Origin of the sequence: Rothia mucilaginosa (assembly GCF_001548235.1) — a bacterium.
Taxonomy (GTDB): domain Bacteria; phylum Actinomycetota; class Actinomycetes; order Actinomycetales; family Micrococcaceae; genus Rothia; species Rothia mucilaginosa_B.
On the sequence record NZ_AP014938.1, the window covers coordinates 856,033 to 879,160 of the forward strand.

Annotated in this window: 16 protein-coding genes; 7 read left to right on the top strand and 9 right to left on the bottom strand. The window is 59.8% G+C overall.

What is annotated here, in order from left to right; genetic code table 11:
- Positions 1–90: 90 nt before the first annotated feature.
- Both RM6536_RS03275 and RM6536_RS09065 read left to right on the top strand, forming a co-directional pair.
- On the top strand, positions 91–4,131 hold the full coding sequence (locus tag RM6536_RS03275) for a S8 family serine peptidase (RefSeq protein ID WP_060824029.1): 4,041 nt from the start codon (positions 91–93) through the stop codon (positions 4,129–4,131).
- Positions 4,132–4,226: 95 nt separating this feature from the next.
- Positions 4,227–4,367 (top strand): hypothetical protein, encoded by a 141-nt coding sequence (locus tag RM6536_RS09065; RefSeq protein ID WP_171840170.1) that lies wholly within the window; start codon positions 4,227–4,229, stop codon positions 4,365–4,367.
- 91 nt (positions 4,368–4,458) lie between these two features.
- On the opposite strand, the gene RM6536_RS03280 is transcribed toward RM6536_RS09065, so the two are convergent.
- Complete coding sequence (locus tag RM6536_RS03280; protein WP_060824030.1) at positions 4,459–4,761, bottom strand: hypothetical protein; 303 nt, start codon at positions 4,759–4,761, stop codon at positions 4,459–4,461.
- Between the two features lie 288 nt (positions 4,762–5,049).
- On the opposite strand from RM6536_RS03280, the gene nadE reads away from it, so the two are divergent.
- Positions 5,050–5,883 carry an ammonia-dependent NAD(+) synthetase gene (gene nadE / locus RM6536_RS03285; protein ID WP_060824031.1) on the top strand — a complete coding sequence of 278 codons (834 nt, stop codon included), beginning with the start codon at positions 5,050–5,052 and terminating at the stop codon, positions 5,881–5,883.
- A gap of 99 nt (positions 5,884–5,982) precedes the next feature.
- On the opposite strand, the gene RM6536_RS03290 is transcribed toward nadE, so the two are convergent.
- Both RM6536_RS03290 and RM6536_RS03295 read right to left on the bottom strand, forming a co-directional pair.
- Complete coding sequence (locus tag RM6536_RS03290; protein ID WP_060824032.1) at positions 5,983–7,494, bottom strand: MATE family efflux transporter; 1,512 nt, start codon at positions 7,492–7,494, stop codon at positions 5,983–5,985.
- 197 nt (positions 7,495–7,691) lie between these two features.
- Positions 7,692–9,332, bottom strand: coding sequence for a Na+/H+ antiporter (locus tag RM6536_RS03295; RefSeq protein WP_060824033.1), 1,641 nt, complete (start codon positions 9,330–9,332; stop codon positions 7,692–7,694).
- 435 nt (positions 9,333–9,767) lie between these two features.
- Between RM6536_RS03295 and pdxS the strand changes: the two genes are divergently transcribed.
- Complete coding sequence (gene pdxS / locus RM6536_RS03300; RefSeq protein WP_005507298.1) at positions 9,768–10,673, top strand: pyridoxal 5'-phosphate synthase lyase subunit PdxS; 906 nt, start codon at positions 9,768–9,770, stop codon at positions 10,671–10,673.
- A gap of 107 nt (positions 10,674–10,780) precedes the next feature.
- Positions 10,781–11,419 carry a pyridoxal 5'-phosphate synthase glutaminase subunit PdxT gene (gene pdxT / locus RM6536_RS03305; RefSeq protein WP_049333863.1) on the top strand — a complete coding sequence of 213 codons (639 nt, stop codon included), beginning with the start codon at positions 10,781–10,783 and terminating at the stop codon, positions 11,417–11,419.
- Positions 11,420–11,529: 110 nt separating this feature from the next.
- Here the strand turns inward: pdxT and RM6536_RS03310 are convergent, their stop codons facing one another.
- Complete coding sequence (locus RM6536_RS03310) at positions 11,530–12,195, bottom strand: hypothetical protein (protein WP_060824034.1); 666 nt, start codon at positions 12,193–12,195, stop codon at positions 11,530–11,532.
- A 1,235-nt stretch (positions 12,196–13,430) separates the two neighbouring features.
- On the opposite strand from RM6536_RS03310, the gene RM6536_RS03320 reads away from it, so the two are divergent.
- On the top strand, positions 13,431–14,177 hold the full coding sequence (locus RM6536_RS03320) for a hypothetical protein (protein ID WP_060824035.1): 747 nt from the start codon (positions 13,431–13,433) through the stop codon (positions 14,175–14,177).
- Between the two features lie 96 nt (positions 14,178–14,273).
- Here RM6536_RS03320 and RM6536_RS03325 read toward each other — a convergent pair whose 3' ends face one another.
- From RM6536_RS03325 to RM6536_RS03335, 3 genes are all read right to left on the bottom strand, one after another.
- The gene (locus RM6536_RS03325) at positions 14,274–14,621 is read right to left on the bottom strand and encodes a hypothetical protein (RefSeq protein WP_060824036.1); all 348 of its coding nucleotides are present in this window, start codon (positions 14,619–14,621) and stop codon (positions 14,274–14,276) included.
- 275 nt (positions 14,622–14,896) lie between these two features.
- A complete protein-coding gene (locus RM6536_RS03330; RefSeq protein ID WP_060824037.1) occupies positions 14,897–16,204 on the bottom strand; it encodes a M18 family aminopeptidase in 1,308 nt (435 codons plus the stop codon).
- A 153-nt stretch (positions 16,205–16,357) separates the two neighbouring features.
- Positions 16,358–17,338, bottom strand: coding sequence for a CPBP family intramembrane glutamic endopeptidase (locus RM6536_RS03335; RefSeq protein WP_060824038.1), 981 nt, complete (start codon positions 17,336–17,338; stop codon positions 16,358–16,360).
- 261 nt (positions 17,339–17,599) lie between these two features.
- Here RM6536_RS03335 and RM6536_RS03340 point away from each other — a divergent pair, with 261 nt between their 5' ends.
- Complete coding sequence (locus RM6536_RS03340) at positions 17,600–19,717, top strand: hypothetical protein (protein ID WP_060824039.1); 2,118 nt, start codon at positions 17,600–17,602, stop codon at positions 19,715–19,717.
- Positions 19,718–19,940: 223 nt separating this feature from the next.
- On the opposite strand, the gene RM6536_RS03345 is transcribed toward RM6536_RS03340, so the two are convergent.
- Entirely contained in the window at positions 19,941–21,476 is a 1,536-nt protein-coding gene (locus RM6536_RS03345; protein WP_060824040.1) for a glycosyltransferase 87 family protein, read from the bottom strand.
- A complete protein-coding gene (locus RM6536_RS03350; protein WP_060824041.1) occupies positions 21,473–22,879 on the bottom strand; it encodes a glycosyltransferase family 87 protein in 1,407 nt (468 codons plus the stop codon). Before RM6536_RS03350 ends, RM6536_RS03345 begins: the two co-directional genes overlap by 4 nt.
- Between the last annotated feature and the right edge of the window lie 249 nt (positions 22,880–23,128).

Sequence of the window (23,128 nt, forward strand, 5' to 3'; positions counted from 1 at the left end):
GGTACGGAACCCTCCGTGCAGAACCCACGGCTCAGAACTCCCAGTGAAGAAACCGCTAAGAAACACACCATCACTAAAAAGGAGCATTCAGTGGCAACCTTCCCTGAAGCTACCCCCGCGCGAGCCGCCCGGCACACACAGCCGGGCCGCCTCAAGCAACTGGCACGCAGCTGCGGCGCACTCACCCTGGGGCTCACCCTCGGGCTGACCGCCCTGCCGTTCGGTACCGCTGCCTACGCGGCACCGGGCGTAGTACGCGGCGCAGACCGGGACGCACCCCACCAGAACACCGGCACCGGCGAGAACAACAACGAAGTTCTCTCCCCCAGCCTGGACGGCGCCACCGGCGAACGCGCCGTGTTCGTCCGATTCAAGGGTCAAGGTGCGTACGCCCAGACCCAGCCGGACGCGGTCCGCTCCCGCGCGCAGGCACCCGTCAACGCGCAAGCACAGGTGCAGGCAATCCGCGCCAGCGTGCAGCAGCAGGGCGCCTCCGCGGCGAAGGAATCCGGCGCGCAGGTCCTGTACACCACCCACAACACGATGCGCGGCGTGGCGCTCTACGGTAACGTCGAGCAGATTCGTGCGCTCGCGAACCGCGACGATGTGGAACGCATCAGCATCATTGAGGACATGGCACCGCAGAACAGCGGCACCCTCATTGATACGGACACGCTCTCCGTGTGGGCGAAGAGCCCGGCAAACCCCGCCTCCACCGGCTACACCGGCAAGGGCGTGAAGATTGTCGTGCTCGATACCGGTATCGACTACACGCACGCCGATTTGGGTGGCCCCGGCACGCAGGAAGCCTTCGAGAAGGCAAAGGCATCCGACACGATTCCCGAGGGCACCTACGATCCGAAGAAGTTCCTTGGCGGCTACGACCTGGTCGGTGACGATTACAACTCCGGTAAGAAGGAAACCTCCACTCCCCACCCGGATAACAACCCGCTCGACTGCGGCGGCCACGGTAGCCACGTGGCGGGCACCGCGGCAGGTTACGGCGTGAACGCGGACGGCAGCACCTTCCGCGGCGACTACTCCAAGCTCACCGAGGAGCAGCTCAAGGACATGAAGATTGGCCCCGGCTCCGCACCGGACGCCCAGCTGATTGGTCTGCGCATCTTCGGTTGTAAGGGCACCACCGCGTTCGTCCCCAAGGGCCTGGACCGCGTGCTTGACCCCAACGACGACGGCGACTTCTCGGACCGCGCCGACATCGCGAACCTGTCGCTCGGCAACGAGTTCGGCGTGTTCGATGAGACCGTGAACTACGCGGTCGGCTCCCTCTACCGCGAGGGCATCCTCTCCGTGGTTGCGGCGGGTAACGCCAACAACTACAACGCCGTGGGCGACACCTACTCCAACTCGGGCGGCCCCGGCACCAGCGCCTACGGCCTGACCGTGGCGAACTCCATCGGCTCGACCCAGCTGGTAGACCGCGTGAAGATTCTCTCCCCCGCGAATGAGGCGGACACCTACGGCGACTACTCGGTGAGCTTCGACTATTCGAAGGCGACCGAGGAGCAGCTGCGCGGCACTGTGGTGCGTGCCGCCTCCCGTAACCGCTACGCCTGCGAGGCGTTCACCGAAGAGGAAGCCGCAGCGCTGAAGGGCAAGTGGGCCCTCATCGACTGGGCGGACGCTGACGGCACCGCCCCCTGCGGTTCGAAGGTACGCTTCGACAACCTGCAGGCGGCTGGCGCGACCGGCGTGGTGCTCACCTCGAACACTGAGGTCGGTGACACCGCTATCGGCGGTAACTCCTCCATTCCGGGTGTGCGCCTGGCAAAGAGCCAGGTGGAGCGCCTTTCCGCGCAGATTGATTCAGGTGAGCTGACCCTGCAGCTCGGCGAGAACCTGCGCGACTCGATCCGCGTGCCCAACGGCAAGCTGGATCAGGCGAACACCTCCACCGCGCGTGGCCTGCACGGTTCGCACGGCATCACCAAGCCGGACGTTGCGGCACCGGGCACGAACATTTCCTCTATCGAGGTTGGTAGCGGCACCGGTTCGAGCGTGAAGACCGGTACGTCCATGTCCACGCCGTTTGTTGCCGGTGTTGCGGCGCTGATCATGCAGGCGCACCCGGAGTACGGTCCGCGCATGCTTAAGACCGTCATCATGAACACCGCCGACCACCACATGCAGGACGCCTGGGGCAACCCCTACGCGGTGGACCGTGTGGGTACCGGCCGCATCAACACGCGTGCGGCGGTGTCTGACCGCGTCATGCTGTTCAACGCGGCACGCCCCGAACAGGTTTCGGACACTTTCGGCGTGCTCGAGTACACCCCGAACGCCGGTGTGCAGACCCTGCAGCACCGCGTGAGCGTCGAGAACACCGACTCGGTGGCGCACACCTACACCCTGAACTATGAGGGAAGCACGAGCATCCCGGGTGTGGAGTTCTCCTACCCGCAGTCCGTGTCTGTGGGTGCCGGCCAGAAGGCGACGTTCACCGTGACGGTGCGCATTGACCCGTCGAAGCTGGAGAAGACCCGCGACCCGTCCATGTACCCGAACCAGGATTCGGTAAACTACTCGACCGGTACGGTCACCATTTCGGGTGCCCGCCAATACATTGCGAGCGCTTCGGGCCGCCTGATCCTGACCGATACTGATTCCTCGGCTGCGGTGAAGACCCTGCGCATGCCGCTGCACGTGGCACCGAAGCCTGTCTCCGCGATGCGTGTGGCTGGCTCCGATATCGCCTTCGATGCTGAGGGTTCCGGCGCGACCGAGCAGACCCTGACCCTGCAGGGTACCGCGGTGGATCAGGGCGGTTACCGCTCCCTGCTGGGTGCTTTTGAGCTGGGCGCTTCGAGCCCGCGCATCCCGACCGCGAAGCTGGGTGTGGGTTCGGATTCCCGCATGGACCTGCAGTACGTGGGTGCCGCCTCGAACGTGGCGGCGTTGAAGGCTGCCGGTGCGGACACCTCGCAGGCGCACCTGTCCTTCGGTATTTCCACCTGGGGTAACTGGCAGGAGGTGACCCCGCGCGGCACCTACTACGTGTTCGTTGACACCGACAAGGACGGCACGAGCGACTACCGCCTGCAGACGGTGCGTGAGAAGGGCCTGGACTACCCGCTGGTGAAGGTTTCTAAGCGTAGCAACGGCAAGTGGCAGGCCATCGAGAATGCCCTGTACCCGCTGAACGGCACCTGGGGTGACACGGACACGAACATCATGGATTCGAACACCCTGGTGATGACTGTTCCGCTGAGCGTTCTGGGTCTGGACCCGAACGCTGAGTCCACCGAGATTTCGTACTCGGTGACCACTTCGAGTGCGTTCTCCGCTACGACCGTGGTTGATACGACTGATTCGGTGGTGTTCAACTATGCGGCGCCGAAGCTGTGGTTCAGCGGCGAGTCGGCGGGCGTTCCGAACCTGTTCGTGGATGCGCCCTCCACGCAGCTGGTGGCGCACCGTAACGGCGACGCGAAGAACGTTTCTGCGCTGTTCCTGCACATGCACAATGCGACCGGCGACCTGTCCGGTACGAACGGTGCTGCGGGTGAGCGTGCGCAGGTTCTGCGTGTCTCGTCGAACTCTGAGGCTACCGCCGCGAGCGCACACTTTACGGATGTTCCGGCGGATTACCCGTTCGTGAACGACATTAACTGGCTGGCTCAGCGTCGTATCACGACCGGCTACCCGGACGGCACGTTCCGCCCGAACGGTTCGGTGGAGCGCGGCGCGATGGCGGCGTTCTTCTACCGTATGGCGGGTTCGCCGCAGTTCACTGCGCCGAGCACCCCGAGCTTTAAGGATGTGCCGCGTGATCACCCGTTCTTCAAGGAGATTGAGTGGATGCGTGCCCGCGGTATTACGACCGGCTGGTCGGATGGTACGTTCCGTCCTAATGCTGCAGTGAATCGTGATGCTATGGCGGCGTTCTTCTACCGTTTTGCGGGTTCGCCGGCATATTCGGCTCCGGTGGCTTCGCCGTTTAGTGACGTGTCGTCCGGTAGCCAGTTCTATCGTGAGATTTCGTGGTTGGCTGATCAGCGTATTACGACTGGTTGGGCTGATGGTTCGTTCCGTCCGGTTCAGCCGATTGAGCGTGGCGCGATGGCGGCGTTCTTGCACCGCTATAACGTGCGTGTGCTGAATAACCGCTAGTCGGATGCGGATGTGAGGGCCGTGTCGGGGTGGAGTTTTCTGCCCCGGCACGGCCTTTTCTGTGGGCTGTTATGTCTGCGGCGTAGACTTAAGTTATGCATGAATTACAGGTTCAGAACGGCGAGGATGAGACGCTGTCAGCTACTCGGGATGTCCTCGATCAGGAGGAGCTTCTGAGCGCGGCGGCGGACTTCATCGACCGCTATGAGAGCGTCTTTGAGAATCTAAGCCACTGATATTCCTTTGAAAAAAGAAATACCCCCGGTGGATGCCGTACGCATCTGCCGGGGGTATTTGCTTGCCTCACCTCTGCCCGAGGCGGGCTAGTTAGCGCTGGCGGGCTTCTTTACGGTTGATTTTCTCAATGGCGGCTTCCACCTTGGACTTGCGGTGACTGAGCTTCCAGAGGCTAAAAGACTGCAGCAAGGTACTCTTACCTATCTCCACGAGGGAGGGCAGCCCCTGCCCGGTAAGCGCCTCATCGATTTCTTCCGGGGTGGCGCCCTGCTCCTTCATCTGCTCGACGATGATGTTCGCCTCCGCTATTTTCCCCGAGGTGAGCGGGTGGTTTTCGAGGCTGGTTTCGATGTCTACGAGCTCGTCGTAGAGTTCAGTTTTTGTCTTTGCCATGGTGCTGTCTTCACCGTCCTTGGTTGACGTGTTCTGTGGCGTAGCGGGTGTGTGGGTGTTCTCCCTCATCACCGGCTATATTGAACGGTATTTGAACCGTATGTTCATGCTAACAGCCGCACGGGTTGTCGCACAGGGTTTTTACCGGTGAGTATGCTGTGTATTTTCAGGGCTGAAACGATACTGAACCCGCCGCGTACGCCGCGCTGAACGCACCGTGTGGAACACTACCTCGCCTCCCCCGGCGGTTCACCGCACGGGCTATAAGGTGGAGCGTACACTTAAGTCATGCGTGAATTACAGGCACAGATCATCCGTGAAATGGGCGTCAAGCCCAACATGACCGAAGAGCAGGCACGCGAAGAAGTGGAGCGCCGCATCCAGTTCATCTGCGACTACCTGGAAGCCACCGGAAGCCGCGGCCTGGTACTGGGCATCAGCGGCGGCATCGACTCCACCCTGGCCGGTCGCATCTGCCAGCTGGCGGTGGACCGCCTCAACGAGCGTGGCCGCACCACCGAGTTCGTGGCGGTGCGCCTGCCCTACCGTGTGCAGCATGACGAAGAGGACGCGCAGGAGGCGCTGCGTTTCATCCAGCCCACCCGCTCCCTGACCTTCAACATTGCCGAAGCCGTGGATGGTTTCGACACCGCCTACACTGCCGCGACCGGCGAGCAGATGAGCGACTTCAACAAGGGTAATGTGAAGGCGCGCGCCCGCATGATCGCCCAGTACGCGATTGCTGGCGGCCCCGGCTACCTGGTGGTCGGCACCGACCATGCGGCGGAGTCCATTACGGGTTTCTTCACGAAGTTCGGTGACGGCGGCGCGGACCTGCTGCCGCTGGCTGGCCTGAATAAGCGCCAGAACCAGCTGCTACTGCGTGTTTTGGGTGCATCTGAGCGTCTGTGGGCTAAGCCGCCGACGGCTGACCTGTTGGACGGCGTGCCCGGCCGTACCGATGAGGATGAGCTGGGTCTGACCTACCCGCAGATTGACGACTACCTGGAGGGTAAGGACATCGACGAAGCGGCGGCTGAGAAGCTGGAGCAGATTTACCTGCGTAGCCGCCATAAGCGCACTACTCCGGTGACGATTTTTGATTCGTGGTGGAAGAACTAGGCGGAAGAACTAGCGCCTCCACTAGCGTAAAGACCAACGCAAAAGCCCCAGCTCCTTTGATGGAGCCGGGGCTTTTGCTATGTTTTCGCAGACCGAGGGCTATGCCTTCTGTTCGGGCTGTGCAACGGAAACCTGGGTAGCCTGAGCGTCTGATTCCTCAGAACCTTCAGTCTCAACCTCAGCCGGGGGTACCTTCGTACCGCCCGTGGCGAGGAACAGCACCAGACCCAGCGCGCAGGCGAGCACCTGGGTGAAGGGGAACGCCCATGTCAGGCCCTTAAAGCCGAACCACATGTTGCCGAAGTACACGGCGGGGAAGAAGAGCAACGCAATGCCGAGGGTCATCAGCATTGCCGGGCCGCCCTTACCGGCCGCCTGGAACCAAGACACAAACACGATGCTGACCGCGTTGAACACGGCGGCGAGCATCAGCGCGACCATGACCTCTTCACCGGTGGAGACCAGACGCTCATCGCCAACCACGGCGAGCAGTTCGCGGCGGAAAATCAGCACCGGAATGGTGATGGCCACGGAAGTTGCCACAGACAGCATGGTTGCGGTGCGCAGCGCCTCCTTCACGCGGGCACCGTTGCGGGCACCGTACGCGTAGGCGTACAGCGGGATACCGCCCATGCACAGGCCCATGCACAGCATTTCGGGCACCATGTTCAGGCGCATTGCCAAGCCGAACGCTGCCACGGTGTCGTCACCGTAGGAGGCGGCGAGGTTGTTCAGCAGCAGGGCGGCGAAGATCAGGTTGAGGCTCTGAATGAGCTCGGCGGCACCGACCGCGACCACGGGCTTGATAATGGCGGGGTCGAGGGAGAAGTCGCGGATGTTCGCGGAGAAGTTCTCGCTCTGACGCATCAGGAACAGCAGGTAGTACAGCATGGATGCGCCGTTCGCCAGCAGCATCGCCCAACCGGCACCGGCGACGCCCATGCCCATGATGGCGATGAACAGCACGTCGAAGATGCAGGTGACGACGGTGCCGACGATGATGCCGTACATGGACTGCTTGGCGTAGCCTTCGGATCGGACGAGCTGTTCGAGGGTGAACATGCCAATAGCCAAGGGGGCGCCGAGGAACATGAGGTGCACGTAGATGCGGGTCGGCTCGTAGGAGCCGCCGGAGGCACCCATGATGCTGGTGATCGGGTCGGCGAGGATGAAGCCGATAGCGGCAGCAACAATACCGGCGCCGAGCGCCGAGTAGAGTGCGAAGGAGGTGACGCGGTGAATCTCGCTGACGGGGCGGCCCTCACCGAGCTTACGGGAGGCGAGGGTTGAGGAGCCCAGGCCGAACAGGCCTGCGATCGCCATGATGACGCCGAAGACGGGCACGCCGTAGCTGGTGGCGGCGAGGTCTTCGGTGCCGCCGTAGTGGCCGACGAAGTAGGAGTTCACCACGTTGTAGATGCTGGTGATGGCGAGGCCGAGTGCCATGGGCACGCCGAGGGAGAGGAGCGCCTTGAGGATGGGGGCGTCTTTGAGCAGGTAGATGTTCTGCGGGTCTTCGTTTGCGCCGTGCGGGCCGTGTCCTGCGGCGGGTGCAGTGTTGTTAGGTGCGCCGTTTTTGGGCGCGTTGTTTTCAGTCTGGTGGGACGTCATAGGTTCCTGTGGTTCTAGTCTGTGTTGTGTCCGGTGCGCGGCATGAAGCGTGGTCCGCGCGAAAAACGGGCTAGTGTATTGTACCGTCTCCACGTAGTGGTGGGTCTAGAGGTTTAGACATAAAAAACAACGAGGCGCCCCTCCCCGTTTAGGGGTGGGGCGCCTCGCCTCATACGTATCGCATGTAGGAGCGTGAGCTATTCGAGCTCAACCGGGCCGAGCACACGTACCTCCTCAATATCCAGGATTTCCTGGATTTGGTGCAGTACGTTCGTGTCGATTCTGCCTTCGTCGCGCAGACGCTTGAGCACGCTGCGTTGCTTCTCCAAATGCCGCAAACGCAGCTCTTTCTCAAAGTCGCCCGCTTCAATAATGAGGCGGGCTTCTTCCGGAGCGTTTGCACCGTGTTTACGAACGGTGTGCAGGTTGCGGTACCTACTCGCGTTGTACATGTGTTCGTCGGCAATGCGGTCAATAACCCACTGTGGTGCACCAATTTCCTGGCCGATTTCAGCCACAGAGTCGAAGGACTCGGCAATGATCGTGCGCACTGCTTCATTAATCTCGTCTTCTTCGGCGGTATCAAGCGGGATTTTTGCCCACCTAATAACGAGCGGCAGGAGCATCCCCTGAACCACCATCGACAGCAGAACCACGCCCGCAACAACAAAGATAATAAAGTCACGCGCGGGAACACTAGTCGGCACGGCGAGAGCCACCGCGAGGGAAACACCGCCGCGCAGTCCCGCAAAGGTGCTCACTACACGACCACGGAAAGTTGTGCGCAGCTGCCTCTGCTTTTCTGAACGGTCAAGAGCAGGAATAATACCAATCGAGATGTGCAGGAAGATAAAACGCACCGCAATGGAAACGAGCCACACCACCACAATCACGGCGAGCGCCAAAGCCCACGCATAGTTGTATTCATGAACAACACCATCCATATGCTCAACGGCGCTGGGCAACTGAACACCCACGAGCACGAAGAGCGCACCGTTCATGACATAGGTGACGAACGCCCAGATGGGCAGTCCGTAGAAACGGTTCTGGGGTTTGATGGTATCCGGTCCGCGATATGTCAGGTAGAAAGCGGCGACCACCACAGCTACCACTCCGGAACCTTTCATGCCTTCAAAAGGCTCGATTTCTTCAGACAGGAAGAAAGCAATAAACGGTATGGTAAACATGAACACACTGAAGTTCATGGGGTTGCCGATATGTGCACGCAGCTTATTCGCACCCCATCCGACGGCCAGGCCAACGAGAGATCCAATCAGGAACGAGAAGAAGAACATTCCGGATGCGTTCCCCAGAGCAAGTTCATGACCGCCCGCAAGCTGCAGGGCGAGTGCGAAAAGAACTAGGGTGGTGCCGTCGTTAATGAGTGCTTCCGCTTTGAGGGTGGTGATGGAAGATTTGGGGAGTTTGCCGTTAAGCGTTGCCACGGCCACAGCATCGGTGGGGGCGAGCGCCACACCGATAATCAGCGCCACAGGCCAGATGAAGACGCCCATAAATGTGTGAATCACCCAGGCGATAACGAACGCCGTGAGAATTACGAGCACCGTGCCCGAGAGCAGGATGCCGCGCAGACGGGCGCGCGCTTCACGCCATGAGGTGTTGCGGGCTTCCCAGAAGAGCATGATGGGCAGGAAGATTTCGAGGATGACGTGCGGCGGCAGGCCGATACTCTGAACTTCGTGCAGTTCGTGGGCGGGCATAATGCCGATAGCCAGGCCAATGAATATCAGCATAATGGCGGGGGTTATCCGTATTTTATGGGCGAGGATATTACCCAGAAGAATTGCCAGCGATAGGGCAATGATGACTTCAAGCAATTTGGTGTGTTCCTTTTGGATGTGGCGGCTGGTTCATGGTGTGCGTCTGATAGACGGCTGATGTCCGCGAGTGTGCGGGTGCCAGGGTGCCCAAAATGTTTTGCTCGTTCCCTGGGCCGTGAGGCTTCCGCATGAGGACGAGTGCGGGCGTAGCTTCTGTATTTTACCGATGTTCTGTGCGGGTGAGTAGATGCTCACCGTGAGCAAAATCTTGCCTTATGGCCGCTCGGGGTGTGAGTTTATGGGAGGCGACCTGCGTGCATCCGGCGGGTCTGCTCAGCCGGGCCTGCTCAGCCCATGAACCGCCCTACCCTGACCGCTTTTCATGACGTTTTGTGTCATTCTGACGTGAACTTGGGGTCGTACTGTGTCAGAGAACAGAAAATCCGACCCCGTGAGTGCGCGCGAACACTCAGAACGTGAGAAGATAAGGTCATGACTGATAACAACACCGTAACCGGCAGCCCGCTTGTTAAGCGCGGCCTGGCCGACATGCTCAAGGGCGGCGTCATCATGGACGTCGTCACCCCCGAACAGGCTAAGATCGCTGAAGATGCTGGCGCTGTTGCCGTCATGGCTCTCGAGCGCGTGCCCGCGGATATTCGTGCGCAGGGCGGCGTGGCTCGTATGTCTGACCCGGACATGATTGAGGGCATCATTGATGCTGTTTCGATCCCGGTCATGGCGAAGGCACGCATCGGCCACTTCGTTGAAGCTCAGATCCTGGAGACCCTGAAGGTCGACTACATTGACGAGTCCGAGGTTCTCTCCCCCGCTGACTACGTGAACCACATTGACAAGCACCAGTTCAAGGTGCCTTTCGTGTGTGGTGCTACCAACCTGGGTGAGGCTCTGCGCCGCATCACCGAGGGTGCCGCTATGATCCGTTCTAAGGGCGAGGCTGGCACCGGTGACGTCTCTGAGGCGACCAAGCACATCCGCACCATTAAGCGTCAGATTGCTGAGCTGCAGGGCCTGTACAACACCATGCCCGACGAGCTGTACGTGAAGGCTAAGGAACTGGCTGCACCGTACGAGCTGGTTCGTGAGGTTGCTCAGACCGGTAAGCTGCCCGTGGTGATGTTCACCGCTGGTGGTGTGGCTACCCCCGCCGACGCTGCGATGATGATGCAGCTGGGTGCTGACGGCGTGTTCGTTGGTTCCGGTATCTTCAAGTCGGGCGACCCGGTTGCTCGTGCGAAGGCTATTGTGAAGGCTACCGCTTTCTACAATGACCCGGAGAAGGTTGCTGAGGCTTCTCGCGGCCTGGGTGAGGCTATGGTCGGCATTAACGTTGCTGACATTCCGGCACCGCACCGCCTGGCGGAGCGCGGCTGGTAATTCGTGCGCGCACCCCACGTTTGGGGTGAGTGTTTGATGAGGGGGTGGGGTTCGCTGAGGCGGGTCCCACCCTCCTTGTTTTTGTTGATTTTCTGAAGGGAGCGGTGATGGTTGAGAAGGTTCAGCCTACCGGTGTTTTGCCGGGTGAGGGTTTGACGGTTGGTGTTTTGGCGCTGCAGGGCGGCGTGAGTGAGCATGCGCTGATGCTGGAGTCCCTGGGTGCGCAGGTGCGCTGGGTGCGTACCGGTGAGCAGCTTGAGGGTCTGGATGCGCTGGTTCTGCCGGGTGGTGAGTCGTCAACGATTGACCGTCTGACCCGTATTTTTGGTGTGCGTGAACCGCTGATTGAGGCGATTTCTTCGGGCATGCCGACCCTGGGCACGTGCGCTGGCCTGATTATGTTGTCGGAGCGTATTGATGATCCGGCACCGGGTCAGCAGTCGCTGGGTGTTTTGGATGTTTCGGTGGGTCGTAACGCTTTTGGTTCGCAGGTTGATTCTGCGGAGGTGCGCCTGCCGTGGCTGACCCCTGCCGGTGATGAGGTGGTTATTGATACGGCGTTTATTCGTGCGCCGATTGTGACCGGCACTGGTGAGGGTGTGCAGGTGACAGCTCGTCATGAGGGGAAGATTGTGGGTGTGCGTTCGGGCAACCTGATCGGTATTTCTTTCCACCCGGAGGTTACGGGCGATACGACCGTGCATGAGGAGCTGCTGGCTCTGGCACGCGAGGTGAAGGGCAAGTAGCCCCTCCCCCAAAAAATAAGCCCGGTAATGACCGTTTAAAGAGTTGTGGCGGTGACCGTTGTTCGGTCACCGCCACAACTGTTTTTGAGTGGGCTTATGCGTGAGTGGGTTTATGCGCGGGAGCTGCTGGGGGTTTGGGGCTGGGCCTTCCACTGCTGGTAGGCGCTCGTGGCGAGGAATCGTGCACGGTTCGCGTCGCTGAGCGTCTTGATGTCTGCGGGGGCTGCCTCGTACCACTTTTCGTAGAGACGAATAATCATCTCGGGGTAGGCGGCTTCTTCCAGGTCTGCGCGGTGGGGGATGAATTCGTTGCGGTTCTTGATGTCTCGGTACTCGCTACCGGCGAAGGGGTCGGTGACTCCGACGCTGGGGCGGGCGTTGTAGGCATCAATGTTTTGAACGTATTCGGGGAGGGTGCTCCGCCCTGCTTTGAGTGCGGCGTGGCACTTGCTGTCGATTTCGCTGGGCTCAATGATGTGGCCGCCGTCTGCGAGAATGTGCCGGTACTGGATGTACGCGGGGTACTGTTCATCGGTGCGCGGGACGGGCTTGGCGGCTTCTGCTGAGGCGAGATCTTCGGCAGAGTATGAGGAGCAGCTGACGGGCGGCGTGGTGCTTGCCGTTGCTGAGGCGCTCGCCGTGGAGGGTGAGGAGGTGTTGCTTGCCGCGGTGTTTGCACCGCCGCAGGCGGCAAGGAACAGGGGCAGGGTTAAGAGAGCGGCGCCGTATCGCAGTGCGTTATAGCGGGGGTTGGGGGTCCTGGATTTCAGGGCCATAATGTCACCTCATTGTGGGCTGGAGCATACTGAGTTGCCCCTCACTATACGGGCGGTTTTGATACATGGTCAAGAGAAAATTATGTTTATTTTTTAAAATCCAACATCTCGGAAGAAAATCGATAAACAAGTTTTTTCAGCGCCTTGACTTGCACAAACATGCAAGCCACCGGGCTCTTGAGGCAAACATGTCACTAAAACACCAGCATCAGATACTGCTATTTGCCCGATAATCAGCGGAAGCCAACATGCCCTGAGGAGCACGGTCAGGGCGCCACGGTCAGGGTGCCACGGTCAGGGTGCCCATGACGCAACCTCCAGTTCCGTAAAAGCCTGCGCCTCAACAGCCCAACGCTACTGCAGGAGGAAATAGATAAGTCCCCTAACGTATTCCCAGAGCAGTACCAAGATGACGCACTGCACAACAAATGCGGCTATAGCTGCGAGGGTTGGTATCCAGTAGCTACGCTTAGAACATGCAATAAAAACTGCTATAAAAATAACGCATGAGATAATATCGGGACCCCAGAGAATGAATGCCTGTAGATCATATGGCCACAATATTCCATGCATATATTCTGTAGGGACTTTACATGAACTTAAGATATTGCCTTTTAAAATTTCATAAGTCCCATACATTTTAAAAACTAAATATAGCGATGCGATCCAAAAAATTCCTATACGAAGCTTTACACCCAGCCACATACTAAAAGTCTGCCATAAGCTAGCTGATACAACTCCCACCACAAAGAAGGGTATATAGTCGAAATATGCACTTTGCCACCTATCACATGGCGATACAAATCTATAGAAATCTGCATACAGGGCAGTTGGGAAAATATAGAAAAATTGCAATACAATGAGAAATAAGATATACAAAATTATTTTCTCATTTACGGCGAACATCTTATAAGTAGAATTCATGATGCCATTTCCTTTCAAGAGCATAAAAAGCTAGTAGCGGAACACCGAACGCATAGCCTCAATGTTGTTTTTCGTATCCATTAAGCCTCAAAGCCAATACTGGGATAGGTAGGCGACCCGCAAAGCCTCCGCACTCTTACCCCATCTACCACATATTTAAGCAGGTCAGAACTTTAAGACTACTGGGTTGCACATCTTGCGTCTAGAGTGTTGGTTTTAAAAATAAGGTGACATTTTCCATTGACCATGTATCAAATATTCGGTATGTTTAGACGCAATATATCGTTCCATCCCTCTTGTGAGGTGGTCTCATGACCCACACCCCTATTTTTCTTTCATTCCATTCCAGCGGTCTACGACGCAGTGCCGCACTGGCGATTCTCCCCCTGCTTCTTGCCTCCTGCGGTAGCTCCACCAGCACGGCATCAAACACTCCCGCACCCTCGAACACAACCGTGGCTTCATCCCCGTCAGCAACAAGTGCCACCGGGTCCGCTTCCTCTTCCGCGGCGAAGAAGAGCTCCACCCCCTGCCTTGAACCTGACGAAACCGCGAAAGCTGAAACCCTCAAGCAGCAGGAAGCCATCAGCGCCGACCGCGGAACAGCACTGCCCTCCTACGTCTCCGCGCGGCATGTTGTGCGCAACCAGGCGAACTTCCCCACCCGCGCCGAAGCTGAATCAGCAGGAGCCGAGTGCCTGGCACTGTACGAGAAGAACAAGGCCGATCACGCCTACGCTGCGGCATGGGTACGCGCTATCGATGACAATAACGTGGCAAGCGGAAAGGTAGCCTCCGGCCCGCGCACTGACATCCAGAGCGCCGACCCCTACAAGGCAAGCAACTACGTCGATATTCGAGAGGGTAAGGAGTACTTCCCGACCCGCCAGGAGCTACTCGTGGCAAACTACCCCGAGAACTACATTGTTGCTTTTGAGGCGTGGGCGCAGCAGGCGCCAGCCGATGTGAAGCAGAAGAGCGACGCGAACCGTGCGGCCGCTAAGGATACTCGCTGGTCTGAGGTGGTAACCCTGCCCAGCCCCGACAACCCTGTCTAATCGAACCCCGTCTAATCTGAGTCTGTCTCATCTTAAAAATAGTTGTGGCGGTGACCGTTTCATTCGGTCACCGCCACAACTGTTATAGGGTGCAGGTTAGGGTAGGAGCGCCAACCCAAACTCAATAACGATCAGGGCTACAGCACACGCGAAGAGCATCCCACGCGACACGTTGAACTTCTGCCAGAGCCTATACAGCTGGCTGGGAACCCCCCAAATAACGAACGCCTGAAAGGCAAGCGATAACGCGGGGTTACCCCACTGAATAATCATCAGGGCAAGAGCAAAACCCACGCCGAGCACATCCAGGATGCGCAGGTGCTTTCGCACCTGCTCCCTCTCCTTCTGATAGCTGGGGTTGTTTAGCAACCTTGGTGGTGCTTTTTTCAGCTGACCCACAATAATCAAAACCGCCAGCGGGATCAGAGAAATACCGAAGAACATGGGAACCGCCTTTCAAATTGGGGTTCGCTCGCTACGCCGGTTACGAGCTGATGGCGCACCATCATTGGTGAAAACTTCTCAAAAACAAGTAATGTGCAACACGTGCATAACGTATTGTGGGTTACTTTACAGTACACATAGACCCTATTCAAGAGGTAAACAGCTCCCCCCCCCCCCCGAAAAATTTTGAAAAAATTTTTAAAAAATATAGGCGCCGGGAACCCTAAGTTCCCGGCGCCCACACCCCAGCCGCTCATACCTCAGCGGGATTCAATTTAGAGGCGGAAGAAGCCTTCCACCGCGCGGGTCATATACGCCATATCGTCCACATGGCACATCTCGCGCATCGAATGCATCGACAGCAGGCCAATACCCACATCCACAGTGCGCATACCCAGGCGGGTCGCCGTAATCGGGCCAATCGTCGAACCACACGGCATATTGTTATTCGACACGAACTCCTGATACGGCACACCAGCCTTCGCACACGCCGCAGCGAACACGCCAGCACCCACCGAATCCGTTGCGTAACGCTGGTTCGCGTTAATCTTCAGCAGCGGACCACCACCGGGCAGCGGCTGAACGGTCGGGTCGTGGTGACCCTGATAGTTCGGGTGCACCAGGTGACCGGCATCAGCCGACAGGCAGAACGACGCCGCCACCGAACGGCGGTACTCCTCCGTGCTCTCACCGCGGGCAGCGGACAGGCGCACCAGAATATCCTCCAGGAACGGGCCAGCCGCACCACTACGCGACTCCGAACCCAGCTCCTCGTGGTCGAACGCCGCAAGCATCACAGTCTCGGTGGCGTGCTCGTCCGCGTTATCTGCAACGTAACGCTCCAGGGCGGTCAAACCCGCATGCACCGAAGACAGGTTATCCAGGCGACCCGAGGCGAACAGCTCCTGATCGGCACCAAAACGGCGCGGCGGCTGCGAGTCGGCGAACAGCAGGTCGTAACCCACAATGCTTTCCGGGTCGACCGGCTCGCCGTCAATCACGTGCTTCGCCATGTAGCCGAGCACGTCGTTCTCCGCGGGGTCCACACCCCACACGGGGTACATGTTGAACTGCTTATCCAGCACCAGTTCGTTGCGCTTGTGGTCCAGGTGCGGTGCCAGCTGCGGGATGCGCGCAATCGGGCCGGTGCGCACCAGGCGGTCCTTCAACTCCCCGTCCTCAAGGACGGTGAGGCGGCCCGCCACACACAGTTCGCGGTCCAGGAAAGAGTTCAGCAGTGCGCCGCCGTAGTTCTCAACAGCAATCTGGTGCCATCCCTTCGTGGTGATGGAGGAGGAAGGCTTGACCTTCAGTGAGGGCGAGTCGGTGTGTGCACCCAGCACGCGGTAGCCGCTTGCCTTCTGTGCCTTTGCGCCGCCAGCCCAGGCGATAATCGCACCGTCGCGAACGACGAAGTGGCGGCCGGTTGCGACCTGCGGGTCCCATGCTTCGGTCTCTACGAGCTCGGTAAAGCCTGCTGCTTGCAGGCGGCGCGCTACCGTGCGCGCGGCGAGGTAAGAGACCGGCGACTCCGCCACGAATGCGGCGAGGTCTTCAATATTTTTTACAGCATCAACAGTCATGTTTTAACCCTACCTTTTCTTGGGTGTTGACGGGGTGACCCGGGCTGATAATCCACGCGGTGTGAAGTATGAGCCCTGGTGAGGCTCACATGGAGCGGGACGGGCGGGTTGAGCTAGCCGAGCTAGCCGAGCTAGCCCAGCCCACCGCACCCTTTAGTTATCAACCTTGAGCGGTTGTGTTTCACGTGAAACCTCGCCGCGGCGAGCGCGTGCGTTGAAGATCAGGCAGGCGAGCACCACGTACAGGCCTTCCAGCGCGATACCCTGTAGCGCATCCACGGGGGTCACGCCCTCGGAGGCGAAGGGATCCATGCCAGCCACCATGGACAGCAGCATCAGGATCACGTTATTTGCCACGTGCAGGCTGATGGAGGCTTCCAGGCCGCCGGTGTACCAGCAGAGGAAGCCCGCATAAATACCCATCGCAAGAATCGTGCTCTGACCCCAGGGGTCGTAGGCGTGGGAGAGCATGAACAGCACTGCGGGTAGCACAATCGGCAGCCAGGGGGTGCGGACCCAGCGGCCAAGCATCTGCATCATGAACCCGCGGTAGGCGAGCTCTTCGGCGTAGCACTGCACGGGCACGAGGAGCAGCATCATCGCCACATAAACCCAAAATTCAACCTGTGGAGGTTGAAAATAGCGGTATTCGGGCAGGCTCGCACCGCTCACCGCCAACGCCACGGCGTAGTAGATGCCGTAAACCGCAAAGCTCAAACCCAGGTACGGAAGCAGCAGCGAGCGGCGCAGACGGCCCGCCACCGAATGGATCAAACCCCAGGGCTTCGGGCCCACGACCAGGCGCGCCAAAAAGAGCGAAGGCACAATGGCGATCAGGGAGAGGAAGGTCAGCGCGAACAGCGCCGGGTGTTCCATAATGACGGCGCGGTTCGTAGCTACATCCTGGAGGGAAAGTCCCGAACCCATAATCGTCGCAGCCAGGGCAACTGAAATGATCAGGTTGAGGCCAATAAATACGGCGACGCCGAGCAGACCTTCCAGCAGGGGTGAGAACCAGCGGGATTTCGGGTCGGCGTGGGAGAGGCGGTGGTAGGCAAGACCTGCAACAGGCGCAGGAGCAGCGGGGGTTCCGGTGGCTACCTGCGGGGGCGCGGGGGGCGGTGTCGTGTTCATTCTTTAATCCTAGCCTCAGCCTTTAATCCTAGTCTCAGCGGGTTCGGGGGTGACCAGGCATGCGGAAACCTTCAAGTACTGATTGATACGGAATGTTTCAAAACCATTGAAAAAGCCGTGAATACGGTCAAAAACCCACCATTCACGGGGTTCATTTTCTGAACCTATGCAATAATTTGTAGCGATAATACGCTCATATACATAGTCGCTGATGACCGCTCTTCCGGGGTGTTTTTTCAGCACCAGAAAGGCTGCTTTCTTATGGCACTCGTCTTCAATCCGCCGCCCAACTGGCCCGCTCCTCCTGCCGGATGGGCCCCCACTCCTACGTGGCGTCCTGACCCCGCGTGGGGTCCCGTTCCTGAAGGTTGGCAGCTGTGGGTCGAAGAGCCCGAGCCTGAACCCATTCAGGTTGAAGAGGCCACTATTGAGCCGCTGATTCCCGAGGAGCCCGCTGCTGAGGTGGCTCCCGCTGAGCAGGTTGTTGAGGCGCCCACGGCTGAATCTGTTGAGGCTGAGCAGCCCGCCGAGGTTGCGGCACCGCTGACCGTTGAGGACGTTGACCTGGAGCAGCTCGCCGCTGAGCTCGAAGGTGAGCAGATCGTCGAGGTTCCCGAGGTGACAGCACCCCAGGCTGAGGCATCCCCCGTTGAGGCACCCGCGGCTGAGTCCGTTGAGGAATCCTCCGAGCCCAAGCCGATGCGTCACCTGACTCAGGTTCCGCTGACCGGCACCACTCTGCCCGAGCAGGTTCTCGCGTCCCAGTCTTCCGCTGTTGAAGAGCCTGTAGTTGCTGAGCCCGCCGCTGAGGCTGTTGAGGCTCCCGTAGCGCCGGTTGTCGAGCCTGTTGTTGTTGAGCCTGCTGCTTCCGAGCAGCCTGTTGAGGCTCCCGTTGCTGAGCCCGCGCTGTCCGAGCCGGTTGTTTCCGAGCCTGTTGCAGAGCCCGCTGTCGTTGAGCCCGCAGTTGAGCCCGTCGCCAAGGTTGCTCCCGAGGCACCGGCGGCGGCTGAACCGGTCGCTGAGGCTCCCGTTGCTGAAGCCCCCGTTGCTGAAGTTCCCGCCTCCACCGAAGGGGCTCCGCACACCATCGAGAGCTCCCCGTTCGTTGAGTTCCACACTCCGGAAACCGAGCGCACCGTCAACCTGTCCGAGCGCACCGTGAACCTCTCTGAACAGCCCGGTCAGAACGTGCAGGGCGGCCAGAACTCACAGTTCATTCCGGCGGGTCAGGCACCGAACGGCTTCCAGCCGAACCAGGCTGATGGTTTCCAGGGCCAGAACTTCCAGGGTGGCCAGTACCAGGGTCAGGGCTTCCAGGGCGACCAGAACGCGCAGGGCGGCCAGAACGTCCAGGGCGGTCAGTACCAGAACAACCCCTACCAGGGTCAGCCGTACAACGCTCAGCAGCCCTACGCGGGTCAGGTGTCCGATCAGGACCAGGCAACCGTGGCGCTGAGCAACCCCTACGTCACCGAGCCCGCAGATCAGGGCGAGGACGGCTCCGAGAAGAAGGGCCTGTTCTCCGGCACCAAGATTTGGGGTGTTATCGGTGGTGCGCTGGCTCTGCTGATTGTTCTCATCCTGGCGATTGTCATGCTGATTCCGCGTGGCGGCTCGACCCCCACCTCCGGTTCTTCCGAGTCTGCGAGCGCAGCGGCTACTTCCGCTGAGGCGTCCTCCGCGGCGGCGGCATCCTCTGAGGCTTCTTCCGCAGCACCCGCATCTGAGAGCGCGGCGGCGGCTTCGGCTTCTTCGGCGGCACCGGTTGCTGCCGCTGAGGCGAAGATGCCCGAGGGTGAGTTCAAGGAATACAAGAAGACCATCACCGATAACAAGGACTCCATCGACATTGAGAAGATTAAGGGCGATGTGTCCGCAGGCCTGCTCTACTACGAGTTCAAGCCCGCAGACGGTGTGGTTAACGCCTTCATCTCCAGCCGTGATGAGAAGGGCAACGCCAGCGCAGGTGTGAGCGTTATCGACTCGACCCGTGACGGCAAGGAGATCAAGGGCACCGCATGGATCGACGCAAGCGGCCACTCCACCCCCACCCGTAAGCTGGACCTGACCGGTAAGGGCGAATGGACCATCCGCGTCTACGATGCAGACTCCGCACCCAACTACAAGAAGGGTGAGAAGTTCCAGAGCACCATGAGCCACTACGCTTTCACCTACGAAGGCACTGAGGCGACCATGGAGTTCCAGACCAGCGGCCCGACCACCCGCGGCTTCAACGTTCTGAACGCGACTAAGAACGACCCGTTCTTCTCCTCGACCATGTCGCCTGTGAAGGGCAGCGTGCAGTGGGTTCAGAGCAACAAGAGCTACATGCAGGTTCGTACCGACTCCAACATTACTTGGAGCATCGGCACTAACTAACAGCGTGACTGACTAGGTCAGCAGGCTGGGTATAAAAGTATCCCCCGCACCCGTGATAGGTGCGGGGGATATTTTTATGCCGGTTTTTATGCCGGGAGGCTATGCTCTGAGGTTCTGTCCGACGGGCTTACGCCCTGCTGGATGCGCCCGCCGCCGCGGGCGAGCAACCGCCTCGAGCGGGCAGCCGCCGTGAGCGGGCAGCCGCCGTGAGCGGGCGGTTTCTTTAGCGGGAGTACTTCGCCTCCGCCAGCTCGGCGCCCGCGGCACGTGCCGTACGTTCCACCAGCTGACGATTCGCCAGGTACACAAAGAACGTCACCAGGATAAACAGGTACATCAGCTGGTACGGCATGGTGCCAGCCATCAGGCCCAGGGAGCCTTCCGGCACCATCAGAATCTGATCCGCGTTGAAGTGCGGGGAGAGCGCCAGCACAATCCAGAACGGCGAAATGTACATGCCCACCAGTGCCGCAGTCGCCAAGATAACAGCCAGCGTGAAGACGAAGGAGCTGACCCTCTGGTACATGAGCGGGAAGATTTCCATGACCACGGCGGCGAGCATCAGCGGGTACCAGGTGTTGTGGTGCGACCAGCTAATCGGCGAAATCTGCAGCATCATGAACGCGGTCAGCACCAGCTGCGCCATGAGCGCGCGAGCACGAATCAGCGGAATCAACAGAACCGCGGTGACCAGCACAATCAGCAGGGTCAACGCCACCTGCACCACCGACAGGGCGGTAGCCGTCAGGTGATGCTGCAGGCCCGCGTGGGTCAGCGTACCCATAATCGATACGTTATCGAAGTAGCTGAACCAGCCCACACGCGAAGTGTCATGCACCGCATGGAACCAGAACGTCAGCGACTCCTCACGAATCACCAGGAAGCCGATACCCACGGTCGCGGCGAAGCTAGCGCCCAGGGTCGCAATGCCCTTCCAGTCCTTACGCATGAGCAGCAGCAGACCGAACGCGAGCGGAGTCAGCTTAATACCCGCCGCAATACCCAGCAGCACACCGCGCGGAACACGGGTTGCCGGGCGCATAAAATCGGCGAGAATCAGCACCAAAATGATGGCGTTAATCTGCCCAAAATGCGTGGTCAAACGCCACGGGCCGCACATCCAAATCAGCGCCGCAATCAGCGACACCATACCCCAATGACCCAGGTGCTTCTGCAACGGCAGACGCCACGAGCGGCTACGGGCGTAGGAGTACAGCAGGTACGCGCACCAGTAGCTGAGCGCACAAATAATGGCGGTAATCAGCAGCATGCTCTGCGGCTCGGTGAGGAACGCGAGCGGGTAGAAGAGCAGCGCCGCAAACGGCGGGTACGTGAACGGCAGGCCGCGCGTGCGGAAGGTGTATAGCTGGTAGCCGTCCGGGCCGTCCGCGAGGGATACAGCGCCCAGGCGGTAGACGTAAATATCGTCAGCCGCCGCGTGGGTCACGTAGTCGAAGGCGTAGAGGGCAACCAGGATGAACAGCAGGTGCGCCCAGAGAGCACCGCTGCGCATGCCGGGGATGCGGCCAAAGAAGCTGCGACGCGCAGGTTTTGTGGGCTGTTTCGCGGTTTCTTCGGCGACTTCTTCCTTTGCCGCTTTTTCCGCGGTGGCTACAGAGGATGCGGCGGGCCCAGCACTTTCTACAGCGCTTTCAGCAGCCGGTTCCGCAACCGGTGCAGTAGTAGAGCCAGCCGAAGCCCACGGGATTGTAGGCGCTACCGCCTCGGCGTTCTTCTCACGATTCTTCTCGCGGCTCACGCGGTTGCCTCACGGGAGGTAGCGGCACGCACAGACTCGGCGCTCTCGGTCACCAGGGCACTCTGGGTCACCAGTGCACGGGCGCCCCACCAACCCAGCGGCGCATCGCTACGCACGGAACCGTACTGCACGGGCTCAACCTTTGCGCCACGCACCGGCGCGCTCAGAGCGGCAACAGACCAGAGCGTCATCGTCACCCACAGGCAGAACGCGGGAATAGCCGAAACCGCCAACGCGCCCGGAGCCAGCTGCTCCAAACCATCCGCGCTACCGTGGAACCAGGACGCAATCCTAATCGGCGACAGGTACAGGCCCAACACCGCAACCACCGCGAACACGGTCGCTGTCACCCGTAGCCACGCCGGCTGAACCGCAAAATAGGTCGGGAACGCGTCCAGCACCAGCACGGCCGCCAGCAGGGGCAGTAGCACGTTGTGGTGCGACCAGCTAATCGGCGACAGCGCCACCATGAGCGAGGCGGTCACCGCCACCTGTGCCAGGGCCGCACCGCGGCGTTCCAGCTGGTACAGCAGGCCGGCGGTGAGCACGATGCTCACGAGCGCCAGAGCGTAGTAGACGGGCTTCGCGGCACCCTCGGACAGGCCGAAGTGCAACAGCCAACCCTGAATCGAAATGTTATCCACATAGTTCAGGCCGCCCACGCGCGAAGGATTCGTCAGCGCCGAGAACCAAAATTCCGGTGCCTCCTTGGGCATCAGAATGAAGCCCAGCGCAATCGTGGCGAAGAAGGTCGCACCCAGGGTTGCGATACCCTTCCAATCGCGGCGCACCAGCAGGATGAGGCCGAACACGAGCGGGGTCAGCTTCACGCCGCCCGCAATACCAATCAGCACGCCGCGCGGCACGCGGGTCGCCGGGCGCACAAAATCGGCAAGAATCAGCGCCGTAATGAACGGGTTAATCTGAATCAGATCCAGGGTGCGCTGCCACGGGCCCGCCGAAACCACCAGAATAGTCAGCACCGCAATCGTGCCGGCACGACCAAAGTACTGCTGCAGGGGCAGTTCGCGGCCGCGCGCATTCACGTAGTTGTACATAATCGTGGAAATCCACCACGCCACCACAGCCGAACCGACGACCATAATGACCTTGCCGACTTCCAGAGGCATGAACGCGAAGGGCAAGAACAGCATCGCCGCAAACGGCGGGTACGTGAACGGCGGCTTGATCACGCCGTGGTCGTTCAGGGTCGGGGAGTACAGCTCCTGGGTGAAGCCCTCATTATCGAAAATGGTCATCGCACCCAGACGGTAGATGGAAAAGTCCATACCGCTCAAGGGGTCGATGAGCATTTTGACGACGTATCCACCGCCAATGATGAGGATGAGTGCCGCAATAGCGATTTTTCCCCAGATGGGGGTGGTGGAGTCAGTCCTTGTCACGAGGTGCTTGTCCTTACCTTGGTGCCGGCGGATGCGCGCGCGTAGGGTGGGCGGGCATCTGATTTTGGAATCCTAATAGTTTATCGCGCGCAGCTGTGAAGGGTGCATTGGGGAGAAGATTCAGGGGAGAAGATTCACAGGGGCAAATTCGCTCGAGTGGGCAAGCACGACTATCACGGTATGAGCCGCCTTCATATGCACGTAATGTCTTCAAAATTGGTACTACTCGGGCAATATAATGGGCTTATT

Excerpts from the sequence above, each read along its gene's own strand:
- RM6536_RS09065 (WP_171840170.1), top strand. The coding sequence starts at position 4,227 with ATGCATGAATTACAGGTTCAGAACGGCGAGGATGAGACGCTGTCAGCT.
- RM6536_RS03280 (WP_060824030.1), bottom strand. The coding sequence starts at position 4,761 with ATGGCAAAGACAAAAACTGAACTCTACGACGAGCTCGTAGACATCGAA.
- nadE (WP_060824031.1), top strand. The coding sequence starts at position 5,050 with ATGCGTGAATTACAGGCACAGATCATCCGTGAAATGGGCGTCAAGCCC.
- RM6536_RS03290 (WP_060824032.1), bottom strand. The coding sequence starts at position 7,494 with ATGACGTCCCACCAGACTGAAAACAACGCGCCCAAAAACGGCGCACCT.
- pdxS (WP_005507298.1), top strand. The coding sequence starts at position 9,768 with ATGACTGATAACAACACCGTAACCGGCAGCCCGCTTGTTAAGCGCGGC.
- pdxT (WP_049333863.1), top strand. The coding sequence starts at position 10,781 with ATGGTTGAGAAGGTTCAGCCTACCGGTGTTTTGCCGGGTGAGGGTTTG.
- RM6536_RS03310 (WP_060824034.1), bottom strand. The coding sequence starts at position 12,195 with ATGGCCCTGAAATCCAGGACCCCCAACCCCCGCTATAACGCACTGCGA.
- RM6536_RS03320 (WP_060824035.1), top strand. The coding sequence starts at position 13,431 with ATGACCCACACCCCTATTTTTCTTTCATTCCATTCCAGCGGTCTACGA.
- RM6536_RS03325 (WP_060824036.1), bottom strand. The coding sequence starts at position 14,621 with ATGTTCTTCGGTATTTCTCTGATCCCGCTGGCGGTTTTGATTATTGTG.
- RM6536_RS03330 (WP_060824037.1), bottom strand. The coding sequence starts at position 16,204 with ATGACTGTTGATGCTGTAAAAAATATTGAAGACCTCGCCGCATTCGTG.
- RM6536_RS03335 (WP_060824038.1), bottom strand. The coding sequence starts at position 17,338 with ATGAACACGACACCGCCCCCCGCGCCCCCGCAGGTAGCCACCGGAACC.
- RM6536_RS03340 (WP_060824039.1), top strand. The coding sequence starts at position 17,600 with ATGGCACTCGTCTTCAATCCGCCGCCCAACTGGCCCGCTCCTCCTGCC.